The sequence below is a fragment of the Rhodococcus sp. NPDC058639 genome, assembly GCF_042717545.1.
Taxonomy (GTDB): Bacteria; Actinomycetota; Actinomycetes; order Mycobacteriales; family Mycobacteriaceae; genus Rhodococcus.
On sequence record NZ_JBHXRF010000003.1, the window covers coordinates 484,271 to 503,939 of the forward strand.

Annotated in this window: 17 protein-coding genes; 6 read left to right on the forward strand and 11 right to left on the reverse strand. The window is 67.2% G+C overall.

Annotated elements, in window-relative coordinates; translation table 11 throughout:
- Positions 1–58: 58 nt before the first annotated feature.
- Positions 59–1,249, reverse strand: a complete 1,191-nt coding sequence (locus ACFWU2_RS07980; protein WP_378603563.1) for a DUF885 domain-containing protein — start codon at positions 1,247–1,249, stop codon at positions 59–61.
- Between the two features lie 174 nt (positions 1,250–1,423).
- Here ACFWU2_RS07980 and coaA point away from each other — a divergent pair, with 174 nt between their 5' ends.
- On the forward strand, positions 1,424–2,356 hold the full coding sequence (gene coaA / locus ACFWU2_RS07985; protein WP_378603566.1) for a type I pantothenate kinase: 933 nt from the start codon (positions 1,424–1,426) through the stop codon (positions 2,354–2,356).
- An 18-nt stretch (positions 2,357–2,374) separates the two neighbouring features.
- Here coaA and ACFWU2_RS07990 read toward each other — a convergent pair whose 3' ends face one another.
- Positions 2,375–3,142, reverse strand: a complete 768-nt coding sequence (locus ACFWU2_RS07990) for an isoprenyl transferase (RefSeq protein ID WP_378603569.1) — start codon at positions 3,140–3,142, stop codon at positions 2,375–2,377.
- 159 nt (positions 3,143–3,301) lie between these two features.
- Between ACFWU2_RS07990 and ACFWU2_RS07995 the strand changes: the two genes are divergently transcribed.
- Positions 3,302–3,973, forward strand: a complete 672-nt coding sequence (locus ACFWU2_RS07995; RefSeq protein ID WP_378603572.1) for a hemolysin III family protein — start codon at positions 3,302–3,304, stop codon at positions 3,971–3,973.
- Between the two features lie 75 nt (positions 3,974–4,048).
- On the forward strand, positions 4,049–4,978 hold the full coding sequence (locus tag ACFWU2_RS08000) for a mechanosensitive ion channel family protein (protein WP_378603575.1): 930 nt from the start codon (positions 4,049–4,051) through the stop codon (positions 4,976–4,978).
- 49 nt (positions 4,979–5,027) lie between these two features.
- Here the strand turns inward: ACFWU2_RS08000 and ACFWU2_RS08005 are convergent, their stop codons facing one another.
- Positions 5,028–7,112 (reverse strand): ABC transporter permease, encoded by a 2,085-nt coding sequence (locus ACFWU2_RS08005; protein WP_378603578.1) that lies wholly within the window; start codon positions 7,110–7,112, stop codon positions 5,028–5,030.
- A gap of 113 nt (positions 7,113–7,225) precedes the next feature.
- Here ACFWU2_RS08005 and ACFWU2_RS08010 point away from each other — a divergent pair, with 113 nt between their 5' ends.
- Positions 7,226–7,954 carry a TetR/AcrR family transcriptional regulator gene (locus ACFWU2_RS08010; RefSeq protein ID WP_378603581.1) on the forward strand — a complete coding sequence of 243 codons (729 nt, stop codon included), beginning with the start codon at positions 7,226–7,228 and terminating at the stop codon, positions 7,952–7,954.
- Between the two features lie 19 nt (positions 7,955–7,973).
- Here the strand turns inward: ACFWU2_RS08010 and ACFWU2_RS08015 are convergent, their stop codons facing one another.
- Genes ACFWU2_RS08015 through mca form a run of 3 tightly spaced genes read right to left on the reverse strand, consistent with a single transcriptional unit; the run spans position 7,974 to position 11,216 of the window.
- The gene (locus ACFWU2_RS08015) at positions 7,974–9,968 is read right to left on the reverse strand and encodes a thioredoxin domain-containing protein (protein ID WP_378603584.1); all 1,995 of its coding nucleotides are present in this window, start codon (positions 9,966–9,968) and stop codon (positions 7,974–7,976) included.
- A gap of 34 nt (positions 9,969–10,002) precedes the next feature.
- Positions 10,003–10,359, reverse strand: a complete 357-nt coding sequence (locus ACFWU2_RS08020) for a hypothetical protein (protein WP_378603587.1) — start codon at positions 10,357–10,359, stop codon at positions 10,003–10,005.
- Positions 10,356–11,216: a mycothiol conjugate amidase Mca gene (gene mca / locus ACFWU2_RS08025; RefSeq protein ID WP_378603787.1), complete on the reverse strand. Its 861-nt coding sequence runs from the start codon at positions 11,214–11,216 to the stop codon at positions 10,356–10,358. The genes ACFWU2_RS08020 and mca overlap by 4 nt, the downstream gene beginning before the upstream one ends.
- Positions 11,217–11,396: 180 nt before the next feature.
- Here mca and ACFWU2_RS08030 point away from each other — a divergent pair, with 180 nt between their 5' ends.
- Both ACFWU2_RS08030 and greA read left to right on the forward strand, forming a co-directional pair.
- Positions 11,397–11,825, forward strand: a complete 429-nt coding sequence (locus ACFWU2_RS08030; protein ID WP_169621536.1) for a DUF4307 domain-containing protein — start codon at positions 11,397–11,399, stop codon at positions 11,823–11,825.
- A gap of 226 nt (positions 11,826–12,051) precedes the next feature.
- A complete protein-coding gene (gene greA / locus ACFWU2_RS08035; protein WP_378603590.1) occupies positions 12,052–12,546 on the forward strand; it encodes a transcription elongation factor GreA in 495 nt (164 codons plus the stop codon).
- Positions 12,547–12,620: 74 nt separating this feature from the next.
- Here greA and ACFWU2_RS08040 read toward each other — a convergent pair whose 3' ends face one another.
- The 5 genes from ACFWU2_RS08040 to ACFWU2_RS08060 all read right to left on the reverse strand — a co-directional run bounded on the left by ACFWU2_RS08040 (position 12,621) and on the right by ACFWU2_RS08060 (position 19,647).
- Positions 12,621–13,964 carry an NlpC/P60 family protein gene (locus tag ACFWU2_RS08040; RefSeq protein WP_378603593.1) on the reverse strand — a complete coding sequence of 448 codons (1,344 nt, stop codon included), beginning with the start codon at positions 13,962–13,964 and terminating at the stop codon, positions 12,621–12,623.
- A gap of 150 nt (positions 13,965–14,114) precedes the next feature.
- Positions 14,115–16,025 (reverse strand): SEC-C domain-containing protein, encoded by a 1,911-nt coding sequence (locus ACFWU2_RS08045; protein WP_378603596.1) that lies wholly within the window; start codon positions 16,023–16,025, stop codon positions 14,115–14,117.
- A gap of 108 nt (positions 16,026–16,133) precedes the next feature.
- Positions 16,134–17,285, reverse strand: coding sequence for a cystathionine gamma-synthase (locus ACFWU2_RS08050; protein ID WP_378603599.1), 1,152 nt, complete (start codon positions 17,283–17,285; stop codon positions 16,134–16,136).
- Between the two features lie 14 nt (positions 17,286–17,299).
- Complete coding sequence (locus ACFWU2_RS08055) at positions 17,300–18,685, reverse strand: cystathionine beta-synthase (RefSeq protein ID WP_378603602.1); 1,386 nt, start codon at positions 18,683–18,685, stop codon at positions 17,300–17,302.
- A 110-nt stretch (positions 18,686–18,795) separates the two neighbouring features.
- Positions 18,796–19,647, reverse strand: coding sequence for a Bax inhibitor-1/YccA family protein (locus ACFWU2_RS08060; protein WP_378603605.1), 852 nt, complete (start codon positions 19,645–19,647; stop codon positions 18,796–18,798).
- Positions 19,648–19,669 lie beyond the last annotated feature (22 nt).

Below are 19,669 nucleotides of genomic sequence, written 5' to 3' on the forward strand. Positions count from 1 at the left end.
TTCCAGTCTACGAACCCCGTCGACCCCACCGGACGGCGGACCCCGGTCGGGAGGCAGGTCATCGCAGGCTGCTGGGCACGAGAGGTTCGTCGAGAAGCCGGCGGAACCGCTCGGCGCGGTCCGCTCCGGCAGGTGCCCGGTCGAGCCACCCGCCGAGCAGGCGGTATCCCTCGACATACGTACTGATGTACGCGCGCCACAGCGGAGACGACAGGAATCGCAGCGCCTGCCGGGCACGTTGCGGGCTGGACAGCGACCAGCGCTCGAGGAATCCCGCGACCTCGTCGGCGTCGCGGCCACGGTCGTGCAGGAGAAGTGCCGCGTCCTGCCGCACCGACAGCAGGCCCGCCGACGCGTCGTGCAGTTGTTCGGCGAGTTCCCCGTCGAACCGCAGTCCGAGGTCGGCGTAGATGTCCTGCGCCCACTTGCCCCAGCCCGGTCCGACGATCGCGTCGAGCGCGAGGTCGGCGAGGCCTTCCGCCATCAGGCACTGAGGGGTGTTGACGAGGAACAGCGTCTGCTCGGCCTGGCCGGCCGCGACGAGTCCGGCCTCCTTGCGGCAGTGCTCGGTGTGGTGCCCCGGGTACGACTCGTGGGCGATCAGATGCGGCAGGTGCGGCATATGTTGCTCGAGGTCGGAGTTGATCGCCACCCGCGACCGGAAGTCGCCGAGGTAGTAGTTGAAGCCCGACCACGGCTTGTCGCCGACGACCTCGTACTCGACTCGTTCGGTGTCGGGCAGGGGATACACCGCGCGCACCTTCTCGCGCAGCGCACCCGAGAAGGCTTCGACACACTCTGCGAGGCGGTCGGCGGGCACTACCTCGGATGCGCGGTGGGCCTGAAGACGTTCGGCCAGTGGTCCCGGCCCGGGGAGCAACGAGTCGAGGCGCCGGTGCGCGTCGCGGTAGTCGTCCTCGTTGCCGGGGGCGATACGCACGTCGAAGTACGCCTCGACTTCGTCGACGAATCCGATGTCCTCACCTGCGAACTTGCGGGCGGAACACTCCATCGCGCGCAGGTGCACGTCGAGAAATCGCGTGCGCTCCTCGGACAGCGAGGCCGACGGAAGTTCCTCGCGCAGACGACGTGCCGTGTGGGATAGGTCACGAGGGTCGGGCCTGGGCGCGTTCTCTATCCGCCGGCGCAGTTCCGGATTTCCGGTGTACGCATCGACGAATCCCTCCTCGAGGCGGTCGAAAGACAGCCCGAGCAGCAGGTATTCGGTAACGACGTCGTCCGCTCGCATAACGTGCAACCCTAGTCCCCCACTCGTCCTCCGGGGGTAGTCCGGGGCACGCGACGGGACCCCGACGAGGCATCGCGCTGTGTCTGCGAGCACAATTCGTTCCATGGACATGCATCGCCGCTCCCGCTCCGTGGGAGGTGCCGACGAGTCATCCGTCGTCGAGGGACGGTGCCGATGGCTCGCCTGAGCGAACCCAGCCCCTACATCGAGTTCGATCGGAAGCAGTGGCGCACACTGCGGAAGTCGACGCCGCTCGTCCTCACCGAGGACGAATTGGTGGGGCTCCGGGGACTCGGCGAGCAGATCGACCTCGCCGAGGTCGCGGAGGTGTATCTGCCCCTCGCCCGCCTGATCCACCTACAGGTGGCCGCGCGTCAGCGGTTGTTCGCCGCGACCGCCACCTTCCTCGGCGAGAAGCACCCGGACCAGCAGGTGCCCTTCGTGATCGGTGTTGCGGGATCGGTCGCGGTCGGCAAGTCCACCACCGCGCGCGTGCTGCAGGCACTGCTTGCGCGCTGGGAACACCATCCGCGGGTGGACCTGGTGACCACCGATGGATTCCTGTATTCGTCGAAAGAACTGATGCGACGCAACATCATGCATCGCAAGGGTTTTCCCGAGAGCTACGACCGCCGGAAGCTCCTTCGCTTCGTCACCGAGGTCAAGTCCGGTGCCGAGGAAGTCACGGCGCCGATCTATTCACACATCTCGTACGACATCATTCCCGGCCAGTACCACATCGTGCGGCAGCCCGACATTCTCATCATCGAGGGCCTCAACGTGCTGCAGACCGGTCCTCGGCTGATGGTCTCCGACCTCTTCGATTTCTCGATCTATGTCGACGCCCGTCTCGAAGACATCGAACAGTGGTACGTAGAGCGGTTTCTCGCGCTCCGGAAGACGTCGTTCGCCGATCCCCAGGCGCACTTCCACCACTACGCGAACTTCTCCGATCGCGATGCGATCAGCGCCGCGAAAGAGATCTGGCACTCGATCAACCTGCCGAACCTGGTGGAGAACATCCTGCCGACCCGTCCCCGCGCAACGCTGGTGCTGCGCAAGGATTCCGACCACTCGATCAACAGGCTGCGGTTGCGCAAGCTCTGACGGCCCCGGGGCGCCGGCTCAGATGCCGAAGCGCCTGTGCCGGGCCGCGTAGTCGCGCAGTGCACGAAGGAAATCGACGCGCCGGAACTCCGGCCAGTACGCCTCGGTGAACCAGATCTCGGAATAGGCGCTCTGCCACAGCAGGAAGCCCGACAACCGCTGCTCCCCGGAGGTGCGGATCACGAGATCGGGATCGGGTTGCCCGGAGGTGTAGAGGTGGTCGTCTACCGCTTCGACGGTCACCGATTCGATGAGGTCGGTACCGGTGAGACCCTCGGCATTCTTCGTGCGCAGCAGAGACTGCACTGCGTCCACGATCTCCTGCCGGCCGCCGTATCCGACGGCCACGTTGACATGCGTCCCGGTACGCCCGGCGGTACCGGCGGCCGCGTCGCGCAACCTCTTCGCGTGGTCCTCCGGCAGCAGATCGGGCGCGCCGACGATCTTCACGCTCCAGTTCTGGCCCGGCGCCGAGATCTCCTCGACGACGTCGGCGATGATTTCCAGAAGGACGTCGAGTTCTTCCGGCGCGCGTCGCAGGTTCTCGGTCGAGAGCAGGTAGATCGTCGCGGTGTCGATCCCGGCGGCGTCACACCAGCCGAGCAGTTCGGCGATCTTCTTCGCGCCTTCACGGTGACCGTGACTGACGTCGGTGAACCCGTTCTCGCGGGCCCACCGGCGGTTCCCGTCGCACATCACCGCGACATGGCACGGGCGCTGTGCGCCCTCCAGTTGCCTGAGCAACCGGCGCTCGTAGAGTCGGTACAACACGCCTCGAGCGCTCACCCCGTCATCACCACGTGGGTCACATTACGCCCACCCGAATGATGGTTCGCGGCGGTGGTCACACTGCCGGTCGCGACGCTTCACCAAGCGGTATCGTGACCTCGAACTCGACCTACGGGACCGTAGGTTACCTGCGAGTAAAGAAGGTGGGGCGTCCTCATGACGGCTTTCGGCATCGAAGAATTGCCGGTCAAACCCCGTATGCGGGGATGGATTCACCTGTGGGCTTTCATGATCGCCGTGGTAGCAGGGATCACCCTCGTCCTCGCGTCGGCCTTCCTGGCCGATCGTCCGGACGCGGTGTGGCCGACCGCGATCTACAGCGCGACGGTCTGCGGCGTCTTCGGCGTGAGCGCGCTCTATCACCGGGTCAATTGGGCCGATCCCCGCGCGCGCATGTGGATGAAGCGGGCTGACCACTCGATGATCTTCGTCTTCATCGCCGGGAGTTACACGCCGTTCGCCGTGCTGGCGTTACCCGCCGAGACCGGCCGGACCCTCCTCGTCGTGGTGTGGGCGGGAGCGCTCGCGGGCGTGACACTGAAGATGCTCTGGCCCACCGCGCCCCGATGGGTCGGCGTTCCCCTCTACCTCCTGCTCGGGTGGGCCATCGTGCCCGTCGCCGGCGATCTCGTCGCCGAGGCGGGGCTGGTGCCGATGTTGCTGCTGCTGGCGGGCGGTCTGCTCTACAGCGTCGGCGCCATCCTGTATGCCACGAAATGGCCGGACCCCTGGCCCTCGACCTTCGGTTACCACGAGTTCTTTCATGCCGCGACAGTGCTCGCCGCGCTGTGTCATGCCGTCGCGGTCTGGCTCGTCGTGTTCGGTTGAGCACGCCCCGAACATGCCGGTGTCACATCGCATACCATCTGCCCCACCGGTCACAGATTTGTACACTCGCGAACAATGTCTATGCCGAATCTGCCTTCCCCGAGCCTTGCTTTCGAACTGACCGAGACCAACCGCGAGTGGCTCATCGAACGCCCGTTGGCGATCGCAAGCTATATCGCCGCGGCGATCGTGCTGCGGTTCGTGCTGCACCGTTTGATCGACCGGATGACCAGGCCCCGCGACCCCTCCAAGGGGCCCCGGCTCTCGATCCTCAAGCCGCTCCAGCAACGAGCGGGCAAGACCCCGGGCGACCCACACGCGCGCGAACGCCGAATGCAGCGCGCCCAGACCATCGGCTCGGTCTTCAAATCGGGTGTGTCGATCATCGTGCTGGTCTGGGCCGTGTTGCAGACGCTCGACAGTCTCGGGTTCAACGTCGCACCGTTCATCGCCTCCGCCGGCATCGCGGGTGTTGCGCTCGGTTTCGGTGCACAGAACCTGGTCCGGGACTTCATCTCGGGAATGTTCATGCTTCTCGAAGACCAGTACGGGGTGGGTGATGTCGTGGATGTGGGCGATGCCGTGGGCACGGTGGAATCGGTGGGTCTGCGTGTGACCACGATCCGCGACATCGACGGGACCCTGTGGTTCTGCCGCAACGGCGAAATCCTCAGGGTGGGCAACATGAGCCAGGGACACGCGGTCGCCGTGGTCGACATCCCGATCGCCCCGACGGCCAACGTGCACCGGGCCTGCCAGGTGGCGTTGCGTGCGGTGCTCGACCGGGTCGAGGGCGACGACATCGTGGCCGACGTGCTCGACAAGCCCGAGTTGCTCGGGGTCAACTCCGTGAGCGCCGGGGTAGTGACACTGCGACTGACGGTACGTGTGCGTGCCGGCAAGCAGTGGGGTGTGCGTCGCTCGCTCACCCGTGCCGTACTCGAGGCGTTCGACAAGGAGGACATCGACTCGGCCTCGATGATGATCACGCCCGCACACACCTGACCGGCGACGCGCGGGTGCGCATCGCCGGCCGGGGTGGGACAACCCGGGGTCAGGCCTCGACGGCCTGCTTCCGTGCGGCCGACCGCGCCCGTACGGCGTCGATCACGACGAGGCACACGAGCGAGACCGCGCCCCAGATCGCGAAGGTCACGAGGTGGCTTCCGACCGTGTCGCCGCCGAAGTAGAGAATCGACCGGACGGACTCCACGGCAGCAGGCATCGGCAGCACGTCGTGCAGCGTCTTGAAGATCTCCGGTGTCATGTACATCGACATCGCACCGTTGGATGCGGGGACGCCCACGAACATGAGGATGGCGACCACCGGAAGCACCGCGAGCAGACCGAACAGCCGTGCGGGTACCGCGGTGAACATGGCAGTCGAGAAGATCGCGACGATTCCCGTGCCGAACAGCGGCCAGAAGTGACCGTCGAGGGCTCCGACGATCGGGTCCGCGATCACCCAGATCACGGCCGACATGAACACCGACCATCCGGTCGCGATGGGCAGGAACCGACGCAGACGCATCGCCGCGGGCTGGGCGTTGCTGCCGACGACGACGAGCATGAACCCGGACATGATCCAGCCCATGGCGACGTAGAGCGTCACCGTTCCCATGGAGTCTGCGCCCGGCAGCGGCGTGAGATTCTCGGTGGTGAGTGGCATCTGTGAACCGGCGGCGACCTGCCCGAAGACGGTCGACACCACTTGCTGCTGGCTCACACCAGCGGCCTCGTTGGTGATCAGAGTCGCGGTGGGCGAAGCCTGGGACGGGAGCACGTACGCGGCGACGGCGGTGCGGTCCTGGACGGCGGCACGCGCCTCGTCGACCGAGTCGGACGCCTGCAGATCGAAGAGGCCGGTCATGTTCTCCTCGAGACCCGCGACCGCCTGCTGGGCCTGCTCGGTCGTCGCGGCGACCACGGTGACGGGCATGTCGCGCGGGGCAGGCTGGTACATCCCACCGAGCATGAACGACAGCATCATCACGACCATGCCGAGCGGGAAGAACGCCAACGTCACGTACCGCACGCGGTTGCTCGTGGGACGCGGTCCTGCGGTCAGCGACGGCAACGTGATCTCGGGATCGCCCGCGTCGGGATTGCGACGACGCTTAAACGCGTCGACACCCACCGTCGCGGCAAGCGCGAGCACGGCTCCGACAGCGAGTACCAGCAGGTGACCGCCGAGGCCATCGCCTCCGAAGTACAGGACCGAACGCAGCGCTTCGCCGGTGGCCGCGGTCGGAAGGAAACCGTGCAGAGTCGCATACAGCGACGGCAGCGCGTGCACCGACATTCCCATGTTGGACGCGGGAACGCCGAGAACCATCAGGAACAACATGCCGGCGACCACGGCCATCGGGCCGAGAATGCGGGTGAGGAACAACTGCACCGCGCCGACGGCGAAGACGGACAGCCAGGAGATACCCAGGACTGCGGCGGTGTTGCCCTCGACCGCGCCGAGGACCGGGCCGGCCACGAGCCACACGAGGAAGGCGATGAGGGCCGACCATCCCGCCAGCAGCGGGACCACACGTCGGATCCGCAGGAGTTCCGGCGAGTTCGACAGCATGACGCTCAACGGCATGTAGCCCGCGAGCATGAGTGCCGTGGCCATGAACATCGCCGCCAGTCCGGCAGTGTCGTGCGCAGGCAGCGGGGCGAGATCCTCCACCACGAGATCGAGGCCCTGTCCCAGCACCGGCGGTGCGAGCAGGCCGCTGACCATGGACGACTGTGAGGCACCGGCAGCACCGGCCGTGTACACCGTCGCGGTGCCGTTCTCGGCGAGTGACACCGCGCCCGATACCTCACGGGCGAGGACGAGATCACGAGCGGCGGCGGCGCCGGAGACGACACGGACGTCCACGGCGTCGGGATCGGCGTCCTCGAGGGCGCGAGCGAACTGCTCCGCTTGCTGGGAGGGCCCGGCCACAGCGATCGGCATGTTGTTGGGGGCAGGCGAGTGCATCGCGGCCAGGTAGCCCGTGATCATCATCGAGACCATCACGAACGGCAGCAGGATCATCGCGACGTAGCGGCCGATGTGTTCCTTGCGAGCACGTGCGAGGTCGGCCTCGTCGGCGTCACCTCCCGGCGGGCCGCTCTTCTCGGGCGCGAGTGTGTCGGTCAATTCGTATCTCCTCGGGTGTCCAGGCTGACGCGGCTCCCGGTGTGCTCCAGAAAATACGCTGCCCGACTTAAAAAGTTACGCGGCATGTCTTAAACTCGACAAGCCGGACGTTGGTGACCTTCGTCCCATGGGCACTGGGCACACTGGTGACCCGAAACAGAAAGGCGGCGGCAACGACCGTGGGCACGTACGGCGACCAGGTACGACAGGCACTCCTCGATTCGGCCGAGGAGCTCTTCGCCACGTTCGGAGTGGACGCGGTATCGAACCGGCGCATCGCCGAGCACGCCGGCAACGCGAACCATTCCGCCGTCAGCTACCACTTCGGCAGCCGCGACGCGCTCGTGCGCGCGACGATGATGCGGTATTCCGAGGACGCGCGGCGCCGGCGGCGGGAACTGGTCGAGATGCTCGGTCCCGAGCCGGGACTACGTGACCTGTTGAGCTGCCTCATCGTTCCGTTGACGGACCAGCTGGCCGCGCTTCCCGTCCCGAGTTGGCGAGCGCGTTTTCTCCGGCAACTGCGTACGGTGCCCTCGATGGTCGCCACCGTGGCTGCGAACACTACGGCGGACCCGGACATCGTCCACCTCATCGGTCGGGCACGGGCCACGGTGTCGGATCTTCCCGAGTCGGTCATCACCGGCCGGTCGTGGCTTCTCGGTCACATGGTGATCGACGCGTGCGCCGAGTACGAAGAACGTCTCGAGCGCGAACCCGTCGAGCCGGACTGGACCGGCTTCGCCTACTTCCTCGTCGACGCGTGCGCGGGCATGCTCGAGGCACCCGTGACCAGCGAAGGCGACTTTCTCAGCTCCCGGGCCGAGTCCACCTGGGCATGACGACCGCGTCGCGCCTCGGTCACGAGGCCGCGAGCACGTCCAGGAGATCGGGCACCGACGTCACCGGACGGTCGCACACGAAGCCCCGGCACACATAGGCAGTGGGTACGCCGTCGACGAGCGGCCTGTCCGCGAGCAGCGGCGACGAGCCCGGATCGCCGCCCACGACGATCGCGCCACCGGGTGCGACGTGCCGCGCGACCTGCAGGAGATCACCCCCACCGGCGACGGCGATCTGAAGGGGCCCTCGAACGGCCGCCTCCGCCACGGTCAGCCAATGGCCTGCCGACCGGGGGGCGCGCTCGAGCAGTATCGACGCGGCGGCCAGGGACGCATGGGCAGCGGGGGCGTACCGGCCGTCACCGTCCTCGAGTGCCGACAGCGACAACAACGCCTCGGTGATCAGCGACGCACCCGCCGGAGTCGCGCCGTCCATCGGATCTCGCGGCCGCGCGACGAGTGTCGTCGCGTCGTGTGCGGTGTCGAACCAGCTACCCGGTTTCTCCGGGTCGGCGAAGGCGGCCAGAGCGGTGTCGGCGAGCCCGCGGGCAGGAACGAGCCAGCTCGCGTCGCCGGTTGCCTGGTGCAGGGCGACGAGCGCGGTGACGAATGCGCCGTAATCCTCGAGCACCCCGGCAGGCTCACCCACCACCCCACCGAGCGACGCCCGTCGCAGGCGGTCGCCCACGAGGTGCCGGTCGAGCAGCGTCCGGGCGCACGTCGCGGCGGCCTCGATCCACTCCGTGACGCCGAAGGCCACCCCCGCCTCGGCGAGCGCGGTGACGGCGAAACCGTTCCAGACGGTGACGACCTTGTCGTCGCGGGCAGGTTGCGGCCTGGTCTGCCTCGACAGGAACAGCCGTTCGCGTACACGCGCGAACCGCTCCGCGTCGTCGGGATCGGCGCGCAACTGCAGCACAGAGGTGCCGGCTTCGAAGGTTCCCTCCCGAGTCACGGAGAAGACGTGCGCCGCCCAGTCGCCGTCGTCCGGCCCGAGCACCTCGGTGAGCTGCGCGGGTGCCCACGCGTAGGTGAGGCCTTCGACGCCCTCGGTGTCGGCATCGAGCGCCGAGGCGAAGCCGCCTTCGGCGGTCAGCAGGTCGCGCAGGAGAAAGGTGGCGGTCTCCTCCGCCACCCGCCGGAAGAGCACCGCACCGGTAACCCGTCCGAGGTGCGCATAAAGCCGCAGCAGCAACGCATTGTCGTAGAGCATCTTCTCGAAGTGCGGCACCACCCAGCCGGCGTCGACGCTGTAGCGCGCGAAGCCGCCCCCGAGCTGGTCGTAGATTCCTCCGCGTGCCATCGCCTCCGCGGTACGGGAGACGAGGTCGAGCGTGTCGGTGCGGCGCGTGCGCTCGTACCCGCGCAGGAGACCTTCGAGCAGATTCGACGGCGGAAACTTCGGCGCTCCCCCGAATCCACCGTGTTCGCGGTCCTCGTCGCGCGCGACCGCCGGCGCGGCGGCGTCGAGAAGTGCGGCGTCGACTCTGCCCGCGCCGGGCGGCAGTCCACCGCTGCTGCGCTGCAACTCCTCGACGATGGCTGCTGCGGCCTTTCCGACGTCGTCGCGTCGCTGGCGCCACGTGTCGGTGATCGCGTGGAGCACCTGCTGGAAGGACGGCATCCCCGCGCGCGGCGTGTTCGGGTAGTAGGTGCCGCAGTAGAACGGCGCACCGTCGGGAGTGAGAAAGCACGTCATCGGCCATCCGCCCTGACCGGTGGTCGCGACGGTCGCGTTCATGTAGATCGCGTCGAGGTCGGGGCGTTCCTCCCGGTCGACCTTGATGCACACGAAATGCTCGTTCATGACCGCGGCGGTCGCCTCGTCCTCGAAGGACTCGTGCGCCATGACGTGACACCAGTGGCACGCGGCGTAGCCGATGGACAGGAGAATCGGCACGTCGCGCTCACGCGCTTCCGCCAGTGCCGCCTCGCCCCACTCGTGCCAGTCGACCGGGTTACCGGCGTGCTGCCGCAGGTAGGGACTCAGTGAATCCGCAAGGAGATTCGCCATTCCCCCACGTTACGTCGAAGCGCGGGCGACGACGTCAGTTCGACGCGGTGGGAGGCGTGCGCTCCGGATCCGCCGGCGGCTCCGTCTTTCCGAGCTCGACGGCGGTGGCTCCCGTCGTGGGGGTCCCCGTCGCAGCGGACGGAGACGCCGCATCGCCGGCCTGCACGACGCCCGGCAGGGTGCCGTCGTCCACCAGCTGGTCGGGCTCGGGATTCTCCGGTTCGAAGGTCTCGGGCAGCTTGCCGAGACGCTTGTTCATGTTCCAGATCAGCAGGGCCGTCGCGATCAGCAGAACTACGACCAGCGCGAGACCGAAAGGCGACGCCTTGCCGAACTCGGGACCGGTCGGGTCCTGTGCCAGGACCTCGACCGCCAGCGTGTCTACCGTCATTTCACCCGTCCGTCCTCGATGCCCGCGAACAGATCCGTCTCGGGAATCTGCGTGACCACGCGGGTCTTGGCCAATTCGAACTCCTCCGTCGGCCAGACCTTCTGCTGGATGTCCAACGGCACCGCGAAGAAGGAGCCGTTGGGATCGATCTGCGTGGCGTGTGCCCGCAGCGCATCGTCACGCTGTGGGAAGTAGTCACCACAGGTTATCTGGGTTGTCACCCGGGCCATGAGGTCACCCTGCTCGGTCTTCCACCGGCTGAGCCATTCGTCCATCGGGAACTTCTCGCCGCGACGCACGTACTCGTCGCGGAACAACTCGATCCGCTTGCGGATGAAGCCGTGCGAGTAGTAGAGCTTGGCCACTTCCCACGGCTCACCGAGCTCGGGATGGAACTCCGGGTCGGCGGCGGCGTCGAACGCAGCGACCGAGACCTCGTGGCACCGGATGTGGTCCGGGTGCGGGTAGCCGCCGTTCTCGTCGTAGGTGGTCATCACGTGGGGCCGGAACTCGCGGATGACCTTGACGAGCCTGCGTACCGGTTCGTCGAGCGGGATCGCAGCGAAGCTGCCTTCGGGTACCGGGGGCTTGGGGTCTCCCTCGGGCAACCCGGAGTCGACGAAACCGAGCCAGAGTTGCTCAACGCCCAGGATGCGGGCCGCTTCGGCCATTTCCTCGCGTCGCACTTCGCTCATCCGGTCGCGGACGCCGGCGACGTCCATCGCCGGATTGAGGATGTCACCACGTTCGCCGCCTGTGAGCGTGACGACGAGAACATCGTGACCCTCTGCCGCGTAACGCGCCATCGTGGCCGCACCCTTGCTCGACTCGTCATCGGGATGGGCATGCACGGCCATGAGCCGTAGTCCGCTCACGTGTTTTCCTCCACCTCACGTCTTGTGCATGGTCGTGACCGCATCGGCGACCGCCTCGCGGGCCGTTCGGGTCCTTCCCCTATAGTTCCACCTGATAATCCCTCCGTCAGCCGTGACCCCGCGGCATCGCCCGCCCGCCTGCACGGGCTCGAAGGCAAAGTGATGAGCAACACCACCACGACCGACCGTTACCCCTCCGATCGCTACCCCTCGAAGAAGGGGTCGATGCGGGGCAGACGCTGGGGCTTCACCGCGGCGGGTCTCGTCGCGGGTCTGCTGCTCGCGTTCGTGTTGTTCCAGAACAACTCGGCGCCGATCGAGTCGGAGATCGTGGCGTTCGATGTCGTCGACGATCACGCCATCGATGTGCAACTCAAGGTCACCCGGGACGACCCCACGCAAGACGCGGTGTGCGTCATCCGCGCGCGGTCGAAAGACGGCAGCGAGACGGGCCGGCGCGAGGTTCTGATCCCCGCATCCGATTCCCCCACCGTCGTCCTCACGTCGCGGATCACGACCACGCAACGCCCCGGAATGGCCGACGAGTACGGCTGCAGCACGGACGCCCCGGACTACCTGCGCGCGCCCTGAGTTTTATCGCTCTCAGCAGCGGTTTTCCCGGCACCTCTCTGCGATGGTGCTAGAATATCGGGATACACGGTTCCACCCATTGGGGCCGTGTATTGCTGCATAGAAGCACAGTGCGGCCCTGCTCACCTGCATACCAGGGGGGATTGCGGGGGTCGTGCTCGTAGTCGTTGCACGTGCACGACTTGTCCACGGAGCCGGGGGCTCCAACCCGAAGGAAGTGATCGAGATGACCGAGACCCAGGTGACCTGGCTGACCCAGGAGTCGTACGACCGACTCAAGGCCGAACTTGACCAGCTCATCGCCAATCGTCCCGTCATCGCGGCCGAGATCAACGAGCGTCGTGAAGAGGGTGACCTCAAGGAGAACGGCGGCTACCACGCGGCGCGCGAAGATCAAGGCCAGCAGGAAGCCCGCATCCGTCAGCTCCAGGAGTTGCTCAGCGCCGCCAAGGTGGGAGTGGCACCGACTCAGTCCGGTGTCGCACTCCCCGGTTCGGTCGTCACCGTCTACTACGACGGTGACGAGACCGACACGGAAACGTTCCTGATCGCGACGCGCGAAGAAGGCGCCCGCAACGGCGACCTCGAGACCTACTCCCCCGGTTCGCCCATCGGTGGCGCGCTGATCTCGGCGAAGGTCGGCGAGACCCGCGAGTACACGCTGCCCAACGGCAACACCATGAAGGTGACGCTCGTCAGCGCGGAGCCGTACCAGGGCTGATCCCCGAGTCGCACGACAAGGACCAGGCCGGATTTCCGGCCTGGTCCTTGTCGTTCCGGCGAGCTGCCGAACTGTCAGATGATGCGGCGCGCCTTCATATCCGGGAAGACCGCGCCGACGCGGACGACGTCTCCGGTGGTGGGTGCGTGCACCATCTGTCCTCCACCGATGTAGATCGCCACGTGTCCCGGACCACCCGCCTGCCAGTTGCCGAACAGCAGGTCGCCCGGCTGCGCGAGCTGGAGCGGAATCTCGGTGCCGACGCGCCACTGCGTCTCGGACGTGCGCGGGAGCGTCATTCCGGTCGCCGCAAACACCGCGTGCGACGTCAGTCCCGAGCAGTCGAACCCGCCGCCCGACGGGCCGTGGATGTTCCCGCCGCCCCAAACGTACGGGAGGCCGAGGAACTTGAACGCGAGGTCGACGATGCGATTGCCGGTGTCGGTCGAGCCACCGATCCCCAGCCCCAGGAACGGCGAGAGCATGCGTGCGAATACCGGTTCCGACGCGCGGATCTTCGCGACGTAGGGCTTGGTCTGGTTCTCGTAGTCGGGATGCCCGGACGGCATACCCCCGGATCGGCGCACGGCACCGACCCCCGCGTTGTAGGCGGCGAGCGTCAGGTCGAGGGTGTCACCCTGGACGAGTCCGCGCCGCTTCCAGTCGTCGATGAGCTTGTAGTTGTCGCAGAGCAGATTGCCCGAGGCCATCACGGGATCGGCGATGCCGAGAACGTCGGCTCTGCCGTCGCCGTCGACGTCTTTGCCGTACTGATCCCAGGTTCCGGGCATGAACTGTCCGGGACCCTTGGCTCCCACCGGTGAGACGGGCGCGGTGGACCCGTACCGGAATCCGTTCTCCGCCGAGTACAGCGCGGCCAGCACCGGTGCGGTGACACCGTCACAGAGCGCCCCGGCTTTCTTCAGCCACGGAGCGAACACCGCGATCGCGCCGATCGGGGCGAGCGTCGTGCCGGGAAGGGTCGCCGGCATCGACGGCAGCGTGACGCCGCCGCCTCCGGGAACCGCGGATCCCGTGCCCGGACCGGGATTCGGCGCGAGAGGCGGAAGGGACGGCGTCACCCCGAACGGCGTCGGCCGAGCGGCAGGCGGTGCCGGCACGAGCGGGGGTGCGGGTTCCAGTGCGGCTGCGGCCTCGGCGGGAAGGTGCGGTTCGATCATCTCCGCGACCGACTGAGCGGCGTCGGCGACGGCCTGTTGCGCGCTCTCCTGCACAGGCTCGGGCAGCGCGGCCACAAAGTCCTGAACACCGGTATCCGTTGCCGGAGCCGCAGCTTCGAAAGACTCGATTACCTGTGTGGCCTGGTCCTTTACTTCCGCTGGTATGTCGGCTCCCTGCACGAGTGCGCTCGCTGCCGTGGCCACCGCCACGATGACCGCAGACGGGTCGACTGACATCCACAACCCCCACATCCCGATGACCGAACACCCTTACCGTACTTGTGACGCCCGTCACCGGTACGAATACTGCTACTTCATATCACATATATTCGAGAACAGGTTTCAGTTTTGGGGCTGGTGAGATCGTTGGGGCCGGAGGGTCGTAAGTTACTCGTCCACGGAGGCGAAAAAGTCGGCCGCGTCAGCTCCCGTGAGGGCCTCGACGAGGTCCGTCGCGTCCACCGGATCGTCGCCGAGTATCTCGAGAAGCACCTCGCGTTGCTCCTCCGTGACGACCTCCGCGCCACCCGGCATCACATGCAGATCGCCGGCAGGCAGGACCCGCGCGCACAGCAGCGTCCCGGCCGGGAGTTCGCCGGTGATCGTCGGCACGTGGACCTCGGATACGGTGTCGCTCCGGACATCTCGCAAGGCCATTCCCTCGCCCGGACGGACGTCGAGCACTTCGAACACCGACCGTGCGACACCGGTCCACCGCCGCGCCAACTCCGCCTCGTCCTCGGGAAGAAGCACGCCTCGGCGCTCGACGAAATCGGCGAAGGCTCCCGCCTCGTGGAGGAGCACGTCGTCGACCAACGGGTCGTGGACGGCATCGGCGACCGCGTCGTCGTCTCCGTATCCGGCGCGCGCCTCCGCCAGCGCGACCCGTTCGTCGGCCCACGACGGATCGAGCGCGTGCATGGTCGCCTTGACGTACAGCCACTCCGCCCGCTCCGAGAGCGGATGATCCGCCTTGCCGAGATGGCACACCTTGTACTTCCGCCCCGACCCGCACCAGCACCGGTCGTTGCGCCCGAGGCCGGGTCGCTCGACAGGCTGAAAGTGCTGCAGCACGTTGTAGAGCGGATGCTCGTCCCCACCCGGAATCCGGGAGAGCAACGACAGGCCACGTACCGCGTCACCCCGGTCCGACGCATAGCGAGCCAGATCGAACAACGCGAGGTCGAACTCGCCGCCCTCGTCGGCTGACTTCTCGAAAAGTCGCTCGGCCTCCACGATCCTGCCGTCGGCCTCGGCCGCACGCGCTGCGAACCAGTACGCTGCAGCGGCCGATCGCCGGGGCGCATGGTCGAGCAGCCACAACGCGGCCTGTTCGATGGACGCGGGAGCGAACTCCTCGCCGATCAACTCGTCCAGTACGGTCTCGGCGATCTCGGGGTCTGCCAGGACCGCGAACAACCCGGATTTGCCCTCTGCGAAACGTTCTTCGAGATCTGCATCGTCACCGGAGTCGATCGCGTCGACGAGCGATGCGAACAGAGCGACCCCCGGGACCGCGTCGACTGGGATACCGAGTTGTTCGGCGTACTCGTCGAACATCGTCCTGCTGATGTACCCCTCGAAATCGAACCCTTCAGGTGCGACGAGATCACCCGACCGCTCCAGACCGGCCGCTTCGATCGCCTCGGTCAACGGCGGGGCCGGTTCGGTGAACGCCGACGGGGTGTCGGCCAGCAACTGGAGAAGCTCGTCGTCGAGACTCGCGGCGTCGCCGTCGGCGCTCCGTCGTCCGAGGACGGCGAACAGAGCGGGCACGGGGGTGGGGTCGGCGACGACCGGCACCAGCGAAAGCCTGCCACTACCGGCGGTGAGCGCCACGACATCGCCCGGGGACCGACCGGCGAACGTCCCGCGCGGAAACAGCAGAACTTCGGGCGGCAGCGGATCGTCGTAGGTCACGCCGCGCTCGGCGAGGCGATCACGATGCTCGTCCACCGCGACGAGTTCGAACTCGTCGTCCTCGGAGACGAGCAGCAGCAACGGTTCGACGTCGTCGACGGCGATGAGGTCACGGGCGATCTCGTCGGCCGACAGCCGATGAGTGAAGATTCGCCCTTCGAACAACGCATCGAGGGCTGCGAACCGGCCGTCGGGCAGAGACAGGACCAGGGGGTGCGGGGGCAGCTCTTCGAGGTCCTGAACCAGCGCGTCGGCCGGGCCCAGGCCCGCATCCTCGAGGTGCTCGGCCAGCTCTTCGGTTGCGAGGGGACCGTTCATCCTCAGCACCTCGAGAGCGGCGTGCATCAGGGCGTCTTCGGGGGCTGCGCTGTCCGTCACGTTCGTGATCGTACGGGGTTCGCCACCTGGTCGGCGCCACGTCGGTATCGACGGCGAAAGGCGCCCCGAGGGGCGCCTTTCGTCGTGGTGATGCCGGGAGATGCCGGATCAGCCGAGGGCCTGCTCGACGTCGGCCAGCAGGTCGGCGGCGTCTTCGATACCGACCGAGAGACGGACGAGATCGTCCGGCACCTCGAGCGCCGAACCGGCGGTCGACGCATGCGTCATCGCACCCGGGTGCTCGATGAGCGATTCCACCCCGCCGAGCGACTCGGCGAGCGTGAAGATCTCGGTGCGCTTGCAGAAGTCCAGCGCCGCCTGCCGGCCGCCGGTGAGGCGTACGGAGATCATGCCGCCGAAACGGCGCATCTGAGCGGCCGCGTACTCGTGACCCGGATGGTCGTCGAGACCGGGGTAGAGCACCTTGGTGACGGCCTTGTGACCCGACAGCAGTTCGACGATCTTCTCGGCGTTGTCGCAGTGCCGCTCCATGCGGACGGCGAGGGTCTTGATGCCCCGCAGGGTCAGGAACGCGTCGAACGGACCGGGTACCGCGCCCGCACCGTTCTGCAGGAACGCGAACGCGGTGTCGAGCTCCTCGTCGTTCGTGACCAGAGCGCCGCCGACCACATCGGAGTGACCGCCGATGTACTTGGTGGTCGAGTGGAGCACGACGTCGGCACCGAGCGTGAGCGGCTGCTGCAGGTACGGCGAGGCGAAGGTGTTGTCCACGACGAGCTTGGCGCCGCCCTCGTGTGCGACGCCCGCGAGAGCCTCGATGTCACCGATGTTGAGCAGCGGGTTGGTCGGGGTCTCGAGCCACACCAGCTTCGTTTCGGGACGGAGTGCGGCCCGGACGCCGTCCGCGTCGTTGACGGAGACCGGCGTGTACTCGATGCCCCACTGCGTGAACACCTTGTCGATCAGCCGGAACGTGCCGCCGTACGCGTCGTTCGGGATCACGAGGTGATCGCCGGGGCGCAGCACCGACCGCAGGAGGCAGTCGGTGGCGGCCATACCCGAGCCGAAAGCCCGCCCGTACGTGCCGCTTTCGAGCGCCGCCAGATTGGCTTCGAGAGGACGACGGGTGGGGTTACCGGTGCGCGCGTACTCGAAACCGTTCCGCATCTCGCCGACGCCGTCCTGGGCGAAGGTCGACGACGCGTAGATCGGGACGTTGACGGCACCGGTCTGCGGGTCGGGTTCGAAGCCCGCATGGATGGCGCGGGTGGCGAAACCGTGCTGATTCTGATCGGTCATGAAGTATCTGTGTCCTATCGGCCTTGGGAGATGAATCCGAGGAGGTCGTGCCGCGTGATGACGCCGACGGGCTTGCCGTCGTCGATGACCATGAGCGCATCGGTGTCGCCGAACGCCTTCGTCGCGTCGGCAACGGACTCGCCGACGCCGATGTTGGGCAGCGGCGCACTCATGTGCTTCGCAACCGGGTCCGCGAGATTCGCACGACCCTCGAAGACGGCGCTGAGCAACTCCCGCTCGCTGACGGACCCGGCGACCTCACCGGCGGTGACGGGCGGCTCCGCGCCGACGACAGGCATCTGGGACACGCCGTACTCGCGCAGGATCTCGATCGCGTCGCGGACCGTCTCGGAGGGGTGGGTGTGGACGAGGTCGGGCAGGTCACCGGACTTGCCCCGCAGCACGTCGCCGACAGTGGAGTCGTCGGGCTTGCCGTCGAGCGGCGCGCGCAGGAAGCCGTAGCTGGCCATCCACTTGTCGTTGAAGATCTTCGCCAGGTAACCGCGGCCGCCGTCGGGCAGCAGCACGACCACCACCGCGTCGGGGCCTTCCCGCTCGGCGACCTGCAGCGCAGCGACCATGGCCATGCCGCACGAGCCACCGACGAGCATGCCCTCTTCCCGGGCGAGCCGGCGAGTCATCTCGAACGAGTCGGCGTCGGAGACGGCGATGATCTCGTCGGGGATGGACGCGTCGTACGCGCTGGGCCAGAAATCTTCACCCACGCCTTCGACGAGGTAGGGGCGCCCGGTTCCGCCCGAGTACACCGAACCCTCGGGGTCGACGCCGACGACCTTGACCTTGCCGCCCGACACCTCTTTGAGGTAGCGGCCCGCACCGGAGATGGTGCCACCGGTACCGACGCCCGCGACGAAGTGCGTGATCTTGCCGTCGGTGTCGGCCCAGATCTCGGGGCCGGTGCTCTCGTAGTGGCTTTCCGGGCCGGCGGGGTTGGAGTACTGGTTGGGCTTCCAGCCGCCCGGCAGTTCGGCAGCGAGCCGGTCGGAGACGTTGTAGTAGCTGTCGGGATGCTCCGGCGGCACAGCGGTCGGGCACACGACCACTTCTGCGCCGTACGCGCGGAGCACGTTGCGCTTCTCCTCGCCTACCTTGTCGGGGCACACGAACACGCACTTGTATCCGCGCTGCTGGGCGACGAGGGCAAGACCGATGCCGGTGTTACCGGAGGTGGGCTCGACGATGGTGCCGCCCGGCTTCAGTTCGCCCGAGGCTTCGGCAGCGTCGATCATCTTCACCGCGATGCGGTCCTTGGAGCTACCGCCGGGGTTGAGGTATTCGACTTTCGCTGCCACCAGGCCCGACCCCGGTTTCACCACGGAGTTGAGTTTGACGAGTGGGGTGTTTCCGATGAGGTCGACGACCGAATCCGCAATGCGCATGTCCTCATGATCCCACGACTGCCTCCGGCGCTGCGGGGACGGTCGCGGGGATGCTCTGTACGAACGAAGGCCCCGGGCGCATCGCCCGGGGCCTTCGTTGGTCGTTGTTGCTAGTCGTTCTGGAAGTAGCTCAGCAGACGCAGGATCTCGACGTAGAGCCACACCAGGGTCACGGTGAGGCCGAGGGCGACGCCCCACGCGGCCTTCTCCGGAGCCTGGGCGCGGATCAGCTGATCGGCGGAGTCGAAGTCCAGCAGGAAGCTGAACGCCGCGATGCCGATGCACACGAGGCTGAAGATGATGGCCAGCGGGCCACCGTCACGCAGTCCGAGGCCGCCCTCGATGAAGAAGCCCGCGATGATGTTGCCGAGCGCGAGGATCAGCACACCGACGAGAGCGCCGACGATCATCCTGGTCAGACGCGGCGTGACGCGGATCGCGCCGGTGCGGTACACGACGAGCATGCCGAAGAAGACGCCGAACGTGCCGAGCACGGCCTGAGCGATCAGCGTCGAGCCGCCGGCGCCACCGAACGTGATGTCGGTGAACATGAACGACAGCGCGCCGAGGAAGAAGCCCTCCGCGACGGCGTACGCGAGCACGATCGCCGGATTGTCCATCTTGCGGCCGAAGGTCGCCACGAGCACCAGGACGAGACCGATGAGACCGCCGCCGATGACGAACGGTGCGGCCAGGCCGGTGTTCATGGTGACGAGGACGTAGGAGATCAGCGCGGAGACCGTGAGCACGCCGAGCGTGATGCCGGTCTTCGTGACGACGTCGTCGATGGTCATCGATCGCTCGGTCGTGGGCCGCGCCCACGGGTCCGTAGGCGAGTACTGCGGCTGACCGAATTGCTGGGTGGCCTGCGCGCCGCCTGCCGTCGCAGAGCCGAAACTGGCGTATCCGCCGCCCTCTTGCTTGGGCAGATTGCGGAACACCGGGTTACTGGTGGTGCGCACCGTGCACTTCCCTTCTGGTGGT